Source organism: Colwellia marinimaniae (assembly GCF_002207865.1).
Lineage (GTDB): Bacteria > Pseudomonadota > Gammaproteobacteria > Enterobacterales > Alteromonadaceae > Colwellia > Colwellia marinimaniae.
Genome location: NZ_BDQM01000011.1, coordinates 52,840 through 67,040 on the forward strand (window position 1 = coordinate 52,840; position 14,201 = coordinate 67,040).

Sequence of the window (14,201 nt, forward strand, 5' to 3'; positions counted from 1 at the left end):
AGCGACTCAACGCCCTATTTTATAGGGTTGTGCTGTCATAATACCAGTGTTACTTTTTTTATTACTAACGCATAGCCGCTTATAAGCCTCGCTGCCATTCTTGTCTTAAGTTAGCCGTACTTGGCTGCTGTAAAGCCTGCCTTACTTGGCCCAAAAGCGCTTCCTTATCATGGCCTAAGACACCTTTGAGTACCAGATAGTTGGAGGCATGATCAGAGCGGAAAATGGTTTTTTCTAACTCAAGCTCTGATAACAGTACTTCCATTTCGCTAAATAATTCTTGCTGTGTTAATTGACGAAAAGGTTGCAGTGATGCTTGGCTGAATTTAACGGCAAAGCGTTGTTCACCTAAAGGGAAAGACACCACCAGTGTTGATAAGTAGTTAGGTTGCGCTTCATTCATCAATTTAGCTGAATTGATGGCGTGTTGGCGAGATAGTTCTGGACCGCCAAGACCATTTAAAATCATCACCGAACTTTTTATGCCCGCTTGTTTTATTTTATTAAGGGCAATCAATGAGCTTTGATAGGTTTCGCCTTTCTCAATTAACGCCAGCACTTCATCGTCACCACTTTCACAACCGATATACATTAACTTCAACCCTAGGGTTTGCAACTCAGCTAGTTGTTCGACTGTTTTATTGGTTAAATTTCGCGGTAAGCAATAACTAGAGACCCGACCTACTTGTGGTAAATGCCGCTTTATTAACTCGAGAATTTCTTTTAAACGCTTGAACGGCAACATCATGGCGTCACCGTCAGCTAGGAATACCCGTCTGGTGGTAATGCCTGAGTTAGCAACTTTGATAATTTCTTGCTCTATCAGGTCAATTTTCTTTGGTTTGAATTTTTTATTTTCACTGGTATACATATCGCAGAAGGTACATTTATTCCAAGAGCAGCCATTAGTGACTTGTAATATTAGGCTTTTCCATTCACTTGGTGGGCGAAATACCGGTTCGATATAATTCAAAGGATACATAATTAAGGTCTACTTAGTTAGGCGCAAGCTAAATGGGCAATTAATGACTCTACTTGGTCTTGTACTTAGCTTACTTTGTTAAAAGTAGTTTATCAGATATAGCCTATTTCATTGACTAATTTAATCCTAAACTCTAGCTGTATATGATAACCCCATAATAAGATTACGGGACAATCCCCAAATCCCGCCATCACAAATGAGTTCGTTATTTGTACAGTTAATCTAATTATCATTATCATTAGACCGCCAACTCAGCTATAATGCGCGACTTGAAAAATCCATGATCACTTTTTCGTTCGGAGTATAGGCTTATCATCACAACAAGTAATATCACCATGCAATTTGGCGCAGAGCCGTTGTTTGAAAATATCTCGGCTAAATTTGGCAACGGTCACCGTTACGGTTTGATTGGTGCAAATGGCTGTGGCAAGTCTACCTTTATGAAGATACTCAGTGGTGAGTTAACACCAACTTCAGGCAATGTGTCGGTCAGTACCGGTAACAAAGTTAGTACTTTGGGCCAAGATCAGTTCGCTTTTGAAGAGTTCAATGTTATTGATACTGTGATCATGGGTGATATGCCATTGTGGAAAGTAAAGCAAGAACGTGACGCTATTTACGCACAAGAAGAAATGAGTGAAGCTGATGGCATGCGTGCGGGTGAATTAGAAAGTGAATTTGCTGAAATGGACGGTTACACCGCTGAAAGTCGCGCCGGTGAAATCTTATTAGAAGCCGGTATTGATGAGTCTTTTCATTACGGCTCCATGCAACAAGTTGCCCCAGGTTGGAAGTTACGTGTTTTGCTTGCTCAAGCATTGTTTGCCAACCCTGATATTTTATTACTCGATGAGCCGACTAACAACTTGGATATTCATACCATTACTTGGTTAGAAGGTGAGTTGAACAAACGTAAATGCACCATGATCATCATTTCTCATGATAGACATTTCCTTAATGCTGTTTGTACACATATGGCCGATATTGATTACGGTGAATTACGTATTTACCCAGGTAATTATGAGTTTTACTTAGAGCAGTCTGCTTTATTACGTGAACAGTTATTATCAGGTAATGCTAAAAAAGTGGAAGAAATTGCCGAGTTACAAGACTTTGTTAACCGCTTTGGTGCCAATGCTTCAAAAGCGAAACAAGCCAGTTCACGCGCTAAAAAAATGGACAAAATTAAATTGGATGATGTGAAAGCATCAAGTCGTATTAGCCCTAAACTTGCCTTTGCCCCAGGTAAAAAAATGCATCGCCAAGCCTTAGAGCTGGAAAACCTAGGTCATGGTTTTGATGGCAAAATGTTATTTGAAAAGGGTGACTTATTGCTAGAAGCAGGTACCAAGTTAGCCATTATCGGCGAAAACGGTGTCGGTAAAACCACCTTGTTACGCTGTTTAATGAATGAATTAGAACACAATGAAGGTGTGGTTAAGTGGTCTGAAAATGCTTCAGTGGGTTATTGCCCGCAAGATAGCGGTTCTTTTTTTGATAACGACTTAACGCTAATGGATTGGATGTCACAATGGCGTAGACCTTGTCACAATGATTTAAGCGTTCGTGGTATGTTAGGGCGTTTATTGTTTAGCGATGATGACGCCAACAAAAAAGCACGTAACTGTTCAGGTGGTGAGAAGAACCGCTTGTTATTTGGTATGTTGATGATGGCAGATATTAATGTCTTGATCATGGATGAACCAACTAACCACATGGATATAGAAGCGATTGATGCTTTAAATAACGCCCTTAAAGCGTTTGAAGGTACACTAATCTTTGTTAGCCATGACCGTGAGTTTGTCTCAAGCTTGGCGACACGTATTATTGATATTAAAGATAAAAAATTAGTTAACTTCCAAGGTTCATTAGATGAATACCTTGCTAGCCAGATAGAAGCCAAAAAAGTAGCATAATAGTTAACGGTTAACGGTTAACTGTTAAGAAAATAACTGACACACGCTATTTTATTAGCGAGTGTCAGTTTTGACTTCAATGATACTTGAATATAGCCTTAATTTTATTGAATAACCGTGGTAAGAAAACAGCTCTATTGCTTGAGTTTTAGCGACGTTAATCAGTAAATCGATATCACCACTAGCAAGCATCAATAAAGCTCTTGCCCAAGGTTTAGCTATTTATTAGTTATTCGAACTGTTGGTATAAGAGTCTCAATTCCCTTATTCACACCATAAACATCGTTAGGATAAAACCCTAGGGTTATATGGAAGTCTTTAGCAGTTAACACTAAACTTTGACGATAACTTTTCGCCTGTGCAGATTGGGCAACAACAAAATATGCTGTTTTATGGTCAACACTTACTCGTGCTAAGCCACGTAACGATACGGATAACTTTGTTCCTATCGCGATACGTTTGCATAGGTTTTGGTATTCATAGGGATTAATTAATGTCATGTGGAAAGTGTGATGATCTCTCTTACTTTGGTACTGTCGATACAGGGTAAAGTCATCACCTAATATTTGCTTCATCTGGAATAAATATACATCGAGGTCGGCAGCATTAACTTTTCCGCCTATATAGCTTAAACCACTATTATCCGTTAATTTAACTAGCTCTATTTGAATAGACTTTACGGTTGGTTCTTTTGCTGCTTCTTTTACCACTTCACCAAGCTCAGTCAACTGTTTATCCGTTAATTTAACTAGCTCTATTTGAATAGACTTTACGGTTGGTTCTTTTACTGCTTCTTTTACCGCTGCACCAAGCTCAGTCAACTGTGTTTGTTCAATTTTATGCTCCGTATTTTCCATAGCATGCTCGGTTATTGTATGGGCAAATAAACTCGTTTGCCAAAATAAAGCAATAGTGCATAGGATAGCTTTTAAACTAGTTATATTATTGATTTTTTGCATCTATACCAACCGATTAATGAGGGTTTAACGTTAGCGTTTATTTAATTTCTGCTAAAATATGAGGCAATAATAACATTAATTTTCTTTGACCAGGTCATTAGATAATGCAGGAAAAATTATCGGTAATAAAAATTATCGGTAATAAACATTCTCGGTAATCCATACCTAGGCTAAAAGCATTTTAATTCTCGCCAAATGAGCAATAACTTAGCCCTATTGGTATAAATGATCTTGAACGGGTGCTAGTTAGTAGGAGGATCTTATTAAGGGGGGATCATTGTTGTCTTCGTTTTCCAGGATAAAGGTTCCCGGGCTTCAGTTTTATTAGTAGGCAGACTGGATGAATTATACTTACTTTGCTGGTAAATATAGCAGATTAGCGGGTTTTTCGGTGCTAACGTGTCACTTTGACATTAGCTTGCAGCAAGCACTTTTAAACTGCAACCCTAGAAAGTAACCGCTAACTAAACCTTAATGTATTTATCTCTAATCTTATAGACTGCTTGTTTACTGATACCAAGTGCTTTGGCTATAGTTACACCGCCATCACCACTCAATAATAATTCAATGGCTTTAACTGTTCTCGTGTTCTTATGTTCTGCTAGAAAGAGTTCTATTGCTTTCTTGTTCATGACGATTACTCTACGGATATATTTTCTAGTCTCAGATACTATGCATCGGTCAACTTATTGCCATATTACTAATGGCTCATTATATTCTGCACACACCTCGACTATTCCCTCCGTTGAAAATTCAATAAATGCTTCAGTTGCGCTAGTTGTGATGAGAAACTAAAGGCTCACCTTGATTGATTAGGTTATCTTTCTAGACTTCTTAACTATGATTGTTGCCGGCTTAGTGTTGGATGGCTCTGGTTTTACCCATTTAACTGCAGGAGCAACAAGTTTTTCCTCTTGAATCTTGTTGTATATCTCTTCACGGTGTACTGATATGTCTCTAGGTGCATCAATGCCAATGCGTACTTGGTTACCTTGTATGGCTAATATTGTTAGGGTGATATTATCACTAATGATTAGCGATTCACTGATCCTTCTGGTTAGTATTAACATTGCTTATTCCTTATTTGCTTGCCATGAAGTTAGGTGTATTTACCGGAAACTCGGTTCCTTGATAATGAATAGTATAGTGTAGACAACTAAAAGTTAACTGCTGTGTTGTGGTATTTTGTTTAGAACTGTTGTCAAATGTATATCACTTGAGTATAGCTCTTGGTTATAACGGGGAATACCGGGATAAATACTGCCAGACTTCAGTTTTATTAATAAGCAAGTTGTATGAATGATACTCGCTTTGACTATTAATGTAGCAGATTAGCCGCCTTTGCTAGCTTTACCTTTCTTCAGACCATGGTACCTGTCTTTAGATGAGGGAGCACATTATAGATTTTCGTTTGCTAAATTTTCGCTTGATGACTCACCCTGTGGCAAGCGCTTGTTAAATTCTCGTCTTAGCAAATAAAAGCTGACCCCTGCTTGAATACATACTGTGGTTACCGAGACATACCAAAGTTGTTCAATTTGAAAGTCCTCTTGCTGTGATAACCACAGGGCTGGGAGGATAAAGGTGATTAAACGTGTGGCTGTGCTAAATAAAGCTGGCATGGTATTACCGAGGGATTGAAACATGCCTGAGCAGGTGAAAACTAAGCCTGATGGCACAAAGTTCCAACAGATAAGCTGTAAAAAAACGACACTAATTAACAACACTTCTTGGTCATTTGAAAAGGCTTGCACCATCCATTCAGCTTGGCTTAAACAGGCTAGTGTCAGTATTGCCATCAGTGAGCAGGTCATAATGGCAGACCAAGTAAAGGTTTCTCTCACTCTTTGGTAATTTTTTGCGCCAAAATTTTGCCCAGCAATTGCTGGCGCAGCAAAAGCAATAGCCATGGCCGGTAAAAATAACGATTGCATTATGCGCGATCCTAGGCCAAATCCTGCTTGTGCATCCGCACCAAAGGGTTGAATTAACCAATAAATGGTGCCCATATAAACAAACATCAAGAAGAACTCGCCACCGGCAGGTAAGCCAATAGCGAGTAGTTTTTTTATGCGCGCTGTATCAACTCGCCAAAGAGAAAAGTCGACACTGACGTATTTCTCTGCTGTTTTAAAGTAATAACATAAAAGAATGACGGCAAAAACAACGGATATTGAACTAGCTAATCCGGCACCGGCAATCCCCATGGCATAGCCAGAGCCCCAGCCGGCAATTAATATCGGCGACAGGAGTATATTAACTAAAATAGAAAGTGTTTGAATGATCATAGTTGGCTTAACAATACCAGTGCCACGCAATGCTGAGCTAATCGAAACCATAACAAACTGCAATGCCATACAGGGAATAAACCAATGCAGGTAGGTTAAGCCCATCTGCACCGTTGCTAGGTCTTGTGAGATTAAATTGAGGTAAGCTTCGGCTCCTACGTAGCCAATAATACAAACTACTAGGCCCGTGACGGTAGATAACATCATCGACTGGTTGAACGTTAGGTTAGCATCTTCTCTGTCTTTTGCGCCTACTGCATGAGAGATAAGTGCTGCAGTACTGACATTGAGTATTTGGGTGAGCGCAAAGATTAAAAACATGGCATTACCCGCTAAACTCAATCCTGCTAGGGCAGCAGCGCCTAATTTACCAACAAAATATAAGTCAACGATAAAATATAATGTTTGGATAAACATACCTATCATCATGGGTAATGCCATGTTAATTAGATGTTTAGGGATTGAGCCTTGAGTAAGATCTTTCATGGTCGATGAAATCCGTTGGTGACTGAAAAATTGAGAAGAACAGAGGTAAATAGCCAAGCGCTATTAAGCATATCTAACGGAGTAACATAGCGCATTTGTTTGCTTAAATAAATGCCAAGCCCCTAATAACAGAGCACTAGCAGTAATTAACTTACTGCTCAGGTTATTTAGAGTCAATGCCAGCATAAACGTCAATGGTGAAGCCAGGTTACTGGCCATAATCTTTTACGGGTTAAATTCAGGTACTTTTTTAATAGCGAATGAAATGAGCTTGATCACTAAAAGCAAACGGGTAAGCAATATCTACCCAGTTAAGGTCACTTTGCTGGCGTTGATATAAAAACGCTAATATATCCTCCAGCTTGTTCATCGATTGACATGGTTTAAGGGTTAATCTAGTTACTTTTACAAAGCTGCGTTCTAAAGTGTGTTGGAGCAGTGCAGGGCTGCCCCTAAGTCATTAATCGCCGTATTGGCCAATAGCGGCAGCACTTGCGTTGCGCAGACAACTGACGCATAGCTAATATCATCATGAGAATCATCATGCCAGTGAGTGAAGCGCTACCACCATGACTATGAGTTTCTTGGTAATATTCAACATACTCAATATCATAATCACTACTCTCCAAGGGTAAAGCATATAAACTATTACTGTCATCACTGCTATAAGAAGCAATAATATTTGCGTAACCAACTTCATATAGATCGATGAGTACATCGTAATGATTAGGATTAAAACCTTGGCTTAAGGTGCTATAGACTTCAAAAGCATCCTCTGAGCTTTCACCCTGAATAACAAAACTGTCGGTAGTGTAGTAATGCTGCCAAGGGCCGCCATTTTCGCTTAAGTATAACTCGGCATAGACAACAGCCTTATCATAAGGGTTATAGGTGATTAAATCGGCATCAAAGGTGACACTAAAAGTTTGATAGTAACCATCTAAATCAAGGTCTGCTATTAATTGTGCATAGCCTTCATAAATGACAAAAGTGCCGTCACTGAAGCTTCTACTGGTATTGTTTACTTTTGGGGTTTCAGCCATTTTCTTAAATAATCTGGCTGAGATGTTTTTGTGAACTTGTTGATTTTTTTGCTTGATAACTTCATCACGTGTGCTGGCCAAGGCTTTATTTTGTGCTTGGTCGCTATCGCCAAGTATGACTCTATGCTTGATGGCTTGCCTCAGTTGCTCTGCTGATTGCTTGTTAGAGGCGCTTGTTGATTGCCCGATAGAATAACTTTGCTCAGCAAAACTTGGCAATGTCATTAACAGCAAGGTTAACATTAAGCTTAATTGCAAACTGGTGACCAGTATGGGCGATAACCTTGAAGTTACTGGTGATGTTAGCTTTGAGCTAAGGTGTGAAGTAACTTTGACCGCCTTATTTAAGGTCACTCTGGAAGATAACTGCTTAAGTAAATTGTTCATCATTAAATCCTTGTTACGTTGCTTGCTACCATTAAAGCGCAAGTTAGATGAACTCAAGCTGAACATCTTGATCACTCTTAGAGCAGCTACTAAGAAAATGTTCAGCCCTTGTTCAGCTAGTATTTGGTATCATTAAGGGAAACTTGGTTTATTTGCGAGCAGCATTCTTTTACACTGAATGTTATATAGGATTATCTGCATTAGGGTTTGAGATGAAATTACGCATTTTTTTATTAACACTGTTTATGAGTGTGCTGACCTTGTGTGCCAGCGATGCTTGGTCGGCAGAGAAGCAGGTTCATAAACAAGGCAATAAAAAGGTTACTAGCTCAAAACAAGCGGCAAAAATAGTACAACAACAATATGGCGGTAGGGTGTTAAAAGTTAATAAACAAAAAAACAATGCCGGTTATCGAGTTAAAATTGTTAAACCTAATGGTCAGGTGATCTCTAAAAAGGTCAATGCTAAAACCGGAAAAATAGAAAACAATTAATTTTAAAGGACGTAGCTGAAGGAAAAATTATTATGCGTTTGCTTTTAGTTGAAGACGATCCAGCCTTGCAGCAAGAGTTGCAACAACAATTAGTGCGGCAAAATTACTCGGTCGATGTCGCTGCTGATGGTGAAATTGCTTTATTTCAAGGCCTTGAATATGACTATGATATTGCTGTGATTGATTTAGGTTTACCTAAGATAGACGGTACTACAGTGGTTAAAAAATTAAGAGAAAAAGGCCGAAACTTCCCCATTTTAATTCTTACCGCCCGGGATCGCTGGCAAGATAAAGTCGCTGGTTTAGATGCTGGCGCTGATGATTACCTCACTAAACCTTTTCATATCGAAGAACTCAGCTCGCGCTTAAATGCGTTGATCAGGCGCAGCGCCGGTAAGGCGAGTTCGACCATTCATAATGGTCCCTTTACTTTAGACACGGCTACCTCGCAAGTATCAGTAGAGCAAATAAGTGTTAATTTAAGTGCTCAAGAATTTAAAGTGTTTAAATATCTTATGTTGCACATAGGGGAGGTGGTTTCGAAAACCACCTTAACTGAGCACATATACGATCAGGACTTTGATTTAGACTCTAATGTTATCGAGGTCTTTATTAGACGTTTACGGAAAAAACTTGACCCTGACAGTAAACATAATTTTATTGAAACTAAGCGTGGTCAAGGCTATCGTTTAATTGACTTTACTGCTTAGGTATTTTCTTGCTGCCATTTTTAAAGCCTCGAATTAAAATGTATTTAAACTCTTTCTTCAATTCCCTTAAAGTACGTTTGATGGTGAGTCTACTGGCGATGGTGCTTATTATATTGCCCACCGTTGCGTTTATCATCATGAACTCATTTGAGAAACACATGGAGGGCAGTATAAAAAATGAATTAACTGCCTACAGCTATACCATTTTGGCGGTGGCAGAAGTTGAACAAGCTAGGCTCATCATGCCGGAAGCATTAATTGAAAATCAGTTTAATGTTAGTGATTCAGGCTTATATGCTTTTATCTCGCAGCAAGAGAGCAAGCAAGCGGATACAAATAATACCCTAAATAACAAAAATCCACATAACAAAAGTGCCACCTTATGGCGCTCGCAATCTTTGCTTACCCTTAACTTACCCAATAAACTACCTAAACAATTAGTAACCCTGATAACGGGAGAAACAGCTTTTACTCACATTGAAATTAATAGCTTACCGCATTTTATTTATAGCTATGCAGTAAGCTTTACTGATGATAAGTACAGCTTTCCCATGACGGTTCATATCATCAAAGACAAACAAAGCTACTTACAACTCATTAATGATTTTAAACAGCAACTTTGGCTTGGTTTAGCGTTTTTAATGGTCATTATATTTTTGCTGCAATTTGTCTGGTTAATGTGGACATTAAAACCATTATCGACTTTAGAGCAAGAAGTTAAGGCGATTGAACAAGGTAAAGCACAACGGTTAACGAGTGTTTATCCCAAAGAGTTATCGCCACTAACCAGGCAGTTAAATCAGTTATTAGCGACTGAACAAAAGCAAAGGCAACGTTATCGTAATGCTTTATCTGATCTTGCCCATAGTTTAAAAACACCCTTGGCAGTTTTACAAGCACAAAGCGATATTTCTGTGGTTAACCAAGAGCAAATTAATCGCATTAATTCCACCATTGACCATCAATTAAAGCGCGCACAAAGTGCTGGACATTCTTCTTGGCTGTTGGGCATTGCCGTAAAACCCGTGGTAGATAAGTTACTTAAGACCCTAGCTAAAATTTATCATGATGAAGATAAAAAAATAACCAGCAAGTTAACAGATAAACTGACCTTTAAAGGTGATGAAGCGGATCTGCTTGAGCTGTTAGGTAATTTATTGGATAACGCTTATAAAGCAGCAAAAAGCACTATTATGCTAACGGTTAGCCAACAAGGTGATGTGTTAGTTATTTGCATTGAAGATGATGGTGTCGGTATTAAAAAACAGCAAATCAGCCAAATACTAGAGCGCGGCGTTCGTGCAGATACTTATCCTGAAGGACATGGTGTTGGCTTAGCAATAGTGCGCGATCTAGTGGCCAGTTATCAAGGCAAGCTGCACATAGGGCGCTCTGAAAACTTAGGCGGAGCAAAGTTTACTCTGAGCTTTGCTAATAGCTAGTTTCGTGGTAAATAGATAAGCTGCAGCTGGCAAGTTATTTAATCAGCTTAGCTGCTTACTCTTCCTACCTAGCACCTAGAAAATAGCAACTAGCAAGTTGATGGCTTTTGTTCAGCCTTGGTTCAGCTAAAGGGGTTTACTCTATTCAATAAGATCAATAATGAATAAAGGTAAGCTTATGCACATACATCAACCCCCTTGGCTAATTGACTTTAAAAAAATCGTGTTAAAGCATAGCCCTTTAAAAGCTAAGGCTTTAAACTTTAGCGCTGTACAATATAGTGCCGTACTGTTCATGCTGCTGTTGGCTACTACGCTACTTTCAACTACGTTATTTTCTGCTGCAGTTTTGGCGCAAGAGCAACAAGCAGAGCAAGAGTCGATATCTGCAGCTGAACTTGCACAAACCTTAGCACCTATTGCCTTATACCCAGATACCTTACTCACACATATTCTTATTGCCTCGACTTATCCCATTGAAGTGATTGAGGCTGAACGTTGGCTCAATAAACATTCGACCTTAACCGCGGCACAAATAGAAAAAAAAGCACAACAAAAAGATTGGGATGCCAGTATTAAAACGCTGTTAGCTTTTCCTCGAGTGATGGCTAAATTGAGTGAAGATCTTAGCTGGATGCAAAAGCTCGGCGATGCTTTTTTACAAGATGAAGCCAGAGTGCTAGCCAGTATTCAAACGTTACGCCAGCAGGCTGAGCAAGCCGGTAGTTTGGCTAATATGGATAATGTTGAGGTGATAAAAGAACAGCACATTATTATCATCGAGCCCGCACAGCCTGAGATTATTTATGTGCCTTATTATGATACCCGCGTGGTCTATGGTCGCTGGCACTGGTCCCATTACCCACCAATTTATTGGCATAATCCTTACTATTATGCCGCTCATCATGGTCACTTTTATTGGGGCCATGGCGTACATATTAGCAGTCACTTTTTCTTTAGTGCCTTTAATTGGCATAACCGCCATATAGTAGTGAATCACTATAATCGACATGCTTATCACCCAAGCAAAAAAATCGTTATTAGTCATCAGGCCAAGCGTTGGAGTCATCAATCTAAACATAGACGTGGCGTGGCCTACAGCAGTGGGCGATTAACACATAAGTATTATGGCGTAGCTCCTAGTGTCCATGATACAAAAGTCGTTCGCAGCACTAAAGTTCACAGTAACAAGGTTCACCGTAATAAAGTCCACAGTACAAAAATCGTTAAGCAGACGGGCCATCATTCGACTAACAAACACTATGTGGCAGATAAACAGTCACATCTTAACCATGCCGTGCATAACCAAGCCAAGCAAAAGCACTTTACGCAATCAAAGCAGCATAAGCAGGTGCAAAGACAGTCAGTTTATCAGCAGCCAGTGTCAAAGCCCTCACCACAACAAGCGTCAAAGCAATCAATAAGGCAGTCGAGCAGAGCAGCACCCAAACACCTAGTAAGGGCGACTAAACAGCATAAAAGCCAGCATAACTAAGGGCAAGTATTTATGGAGTACATTAGTAGGCAATAGTCGTTACTTAGCGCTTATTAATAGCGTTAATAGGGGGAGATAAGATCTAATGGGTAAACGTTCATTTCAGCTGTTATCCACGTAGTAAAAATGTTTAAGCGCGCTATTTTTGCGGAGTTAGCATCATAAACAAAATAGCGTTTTACCACATTTGGGTGAGGGATGTTTACTGGCATAACAAGTTGCCCCGACTTTAATTGTTCAATACATAAATACCTGGCAGCTAGGGTAAAGCCATGGCCGTTGAGTACCGCATTCAGCGCCATATCAGTGCTGTGCACCTCAGTCCATTGTTGATGCTCTTGATAACCTGGAGTATTACAGTGCTCAAACCAAGATGGCCAATCGTAGTAACCAGGATTATCTAAACTAACCAGCCATGTTTTCAGTAAATCCGCTGGGGTTTTAAAACTCATTGATTTAGCCAGCTCAGCCGAACACACTGGATAGACAGGGTCTTCACCAAAATATTGACAAATAAGCCCCTGGTCGGTATTTTTCGGCACCTTGTTGCCAAAGCGAATGGGTTATTTGTGCCATGTATTGTGCAAACTGAGGCGATTGCAGCCGTGGTTAATAGCACAAAGTTACCAGTTAATGTTATGTGCATGCTTGAGCTAGCTGATTTTGCTAGCTTAAAATCACTGGGTGTTAAGCGCATCAGCATGGGCAACTTCCTCTTTGATGCATTGCAAGAGGATTTGGCAACAAGGCTCAGCAATATTGTGCAAAATAACTCATTCCAGCCAGTATTTCAGCCGGTAATTTAACCTGTATTTAAGTCGTGTCATTAATCCTTATCGGCATTAATGACAGAGCAAAGTAATGGACTAAAAAACTAAGGTAATTATTGTCGTCCATTACTTATAGCATTAGCTTGGCCTGTTTTCTGTTTTCTGTTTTCTACTTGCTTAGGCAGGTAATAACCGTTTATTAGTGTGCTGCGCTAGTGTCAGTTGAAGAACATGGCCTATCCCATGTGATTTTTGTTGCCAATAATCGTCTTGTTAGAGTGCGCTATAGCGGTGAGCAACAAGTTTTACATACTGAGCAGCAATCTTTTTTCTTCTACTGTCCTGAGCACAATAGTACCTTTAAAGGCTATTTTGATGGCGCAATTCGCGTCAGAAAAATTAAAATATTGTTTTTAGCGACTGGCCAAGAGCTTAAAGTTAATTCAGCTAAGTTCCATAATAAGGTTTACCAAGCGATTAAAGATATTTCAACAGCCATTGGTTTGGCTGAAAATGAGATTAAATTGCGTGATCATCAACATTTAACCTTTGATATCTTTGCCAAAGATAAAGGCGGAGCGAATACCCTTAGTCACACCTTTAGAGAAATTGCTGATCGTTATGAAAGTCAAAGGCAGAGTATTAGCAGTGCTCATACCTCTATTACCTACGTGATTGCCAGTATCCCCATGGCACGTCGTTTATTAAAAGGCGCTGATATTGATTATTTATCGGATGAGCCGTTTACTAAACTCTATCAAAAAATTGAAAGTGCTTTTAATAAGTCTTGTCAGGTAAATAAAATTGACCAAGCTGCATTGCTTGCCAACGGCGTCTCGCCATTTGTTCGTTATGATGAAAATGAAGTAGCAAACGTTTCTGGTGAGTTAATCTATATCGGTGTTAATCCAAATAACGCTGAGACACGTTTTTGCGTGCATTGGGAAGCCGATAAGTTAGTTGATACTTTACGTTTTGTATTTTTTGCTGATAAGAGTGATGAAACACACCACAATTATGGCAAGTTTGTTAATCAAGCCATTGCGGCGGTGATAGAATTTTCTGATGAAGTTGATTGGAAAAAAGAAAGTGATGACATTATTGTTCGGGTACACCAACACATCATGTTGAATGTGTAAGTATTAATAATAGCAATCCGTATAAGTCATAGTTTATTTTAAATCCTGCATTTTAATGCAGGATTTTTTTGTCAGTAATTAAGATGAGTG

The 14,201-nt window shown here is 39.4% G+C and carries 13 protein-coding genes and 1 pseudogene; 7 read left to right on the forward strand and 7 right to left on the reverse strand.

From position 1 onward, the window contains the following. Positions 1-79: 79 nt before the first annotated feature. Positions 80-982: a radical SAM protein gene (locus tag MTCD1_RS08600; RefSeq protein ID WP_057180130.1), complete on the reverse strand. Its 903-nt coding sequence runs from the start codon at positions 980-982 to the stop codon at positions 80-82. A 311-nt stretch (positions 983-1,293) separates the two neighbouring features. Here MTCD1_RS08600 and MTCD1_RS08605 point away from each other — a divergent pair, with 311 nt between their 5' ends. Next, positions 1,294-2,898: an ABC-F family ATPase gene (locus MTCD1_RS08605; RefSeq protein WP_057180131.1), complete on the forward strand. Its 1,605-nt coding sequence runs from the start codon at positions 1,294-1,296 to the stop codon at positions 2,896-2,898. Between the two features lie 218 nt (positions 2,899-3,116). On the opposite strand, the gene MTCD1_RS08610 is transcribed toward MTCD1_RS08605, so the two are convergent. From MTCD1_RS08610 to MTCD1_RS08625, 5 genes and pseudogenes are all read right to left on the reverse strand, one after another. After that, entirely contained in the window at positions 3,117-3,857 is a 741-nt protein-coding gene (locus MTCD1_RS08610) for a hypothetical protein (RefSeq protein ID WP_057180132.1), read from the reverse strand. A 464-nt stretch (positions 3,858-4,321) separates the two neighbouring features. After that, on the reverse strand, positions 4,322-4,489 hold the full coding sequence (locus MTCD1_RS20680; RefSeq protein WP_143760099.1) for a helix-turn-helix domain-containing protein: 168 nt from the start codon (positions 4,487-4,489) through the stop codon (positions 4,322-4,324). Positions 4,490-4,762: 273 nt separating this feature from the next. Then, a pseudogene (gene csrA / locus MTCD1_RS21720) lies at positions 4,763-4,927 on the reverse strand (carbon storage regulator CsrA); the annotation flags it as partial. Positions 4,928-5,254: 327 nt separating this feature from the next. Further along, positions 5,255-6,631, reverse strand: a complete 1,377-nt coding sequence (locus MTCD1_RS08620) for an MATE family efflux transporter (protein WP_082606441.1) — start codon at positions 6,629-6,631, stop codon at positions 5,255-5,257. A 452-nt stretch (positions 6,632-7,083) separates the two neighbouring features. Further along, entirely contained in the window at positions 7,084-8,118 is a 1,035-nt protein-coding gene (locus MTCD1_RS08625) for a choice-of-anchor H family protein (RefSeq protein ID WP_231732973.1), read from the reverse strand. 155 nt (positions 8,119-8,273) lie between these two features. Here MTCD1_RS08625 and MTCD1_RS08630 point away from each other — a divergent pair, with 155 nt between their 5' ends. The 4 genes from MTCD1_RS08630 to MTCD1_RS08645 all read left to right on the forward strand — a co-directional run bounded on the left by MTCD1_RS08630 (position 8,274) and on the right by MTCD1_RS08645 (position 12,202). Further along, a complete protein-coding gene (locus tag MTCD1_RS08630; RefSeq protein WP_057180133.1) occupies positions 8,274-8,555 on the forward strand; it encodes a PepSY domain-containing protein in 282 nt (93 codons plus the stop codon). Between the two features lie 32 nt (positions 8,556-8,587). Beyond that, positions 8,588-9,265 (forward strand): response regulator transcription factor, encoded by a 678-nt coding sequence (locus tag MTCD1_RS08635; RefSeq protein ID WP_057180134.1) that lies wholly within the window; start codon positions 8,588-8,590, stop codon positions 9,263-9,265. 38 nt (positions 9,266-9,303) lie between these two features. After that, the gene (locus MTCD1_RS08640; RefSeq protein WP_057180362.1) at positions 9,304-10,707 is read left to right on the forward strand and encodes an ATP-binding protein; all 1,404 of its coding nucleotides are present in this window, start codon (positions 9,304-9,306) and stop codon (positions 10,705-10,707) included. Positions 10,708-10,885: 178 nt separating this feature from the next. Further along, positions 10,886-12,202: a DUF3300 domain-containing protein gene (locus MTCD1_RS08645; RefSeq protein WP_082606454.1), complete on the forward strand. Its 1,317-nt coding sequence runs from the start codon at positions 10,886-10,888 to the stop codon at positions 12,200-12,202. Positions 12,203-12,264: 62 nt separating this feature from the next. Here the strand turns inward: MTCD1_RS08645 and MTCD1_RS08650 are convergent, their stop codons facing one another. Further along, complete coding sequence (locus MTCD1_RS08650; protein WP_231732974.1) at positions 12,265-12,744, reverse strand: LysR substrate-binding domain-containing protein; 480 nt, start codon at positions 12,742-12,744, stop codon at positions 12,265-12,267. A 27-nt stretch (positions 12,745-12,771) separates the two neighbouring features. Here MTCD1_RS08650 and MTCD1_RS08655 point away from each other — a divergent pair, with 27 nt between their 5' ends. Further along, positions 12,772-13,008 (forward strand): isocitrate lyase/phosphoenolpyruvate mutase family protein, encoded by a 237-nt coding sequence (locus MTCD1_RS08655; protein ID WP_231732975.1) that lies wholly within the window; start codon positions 12,772-12,774, stop codon positions 13,006-13,008. Positions 13,009-13,187: 179 nt separating this feature from the next. Then, positions 13,188-14,111 carry a DUF3083 family protein gene (locus MTCD1_RS08660; RefSeq protein WP_057180136.1) on the forward strand — a complete coding sequence of 308 codons (924 nt, stop codon included), beginning with the start codon at positions 13,188-13,190 and terminating at the stop codon, positions 14,109-14,111. Positions 14,112-14,201 lie beyond the last annotated feature (90 nt).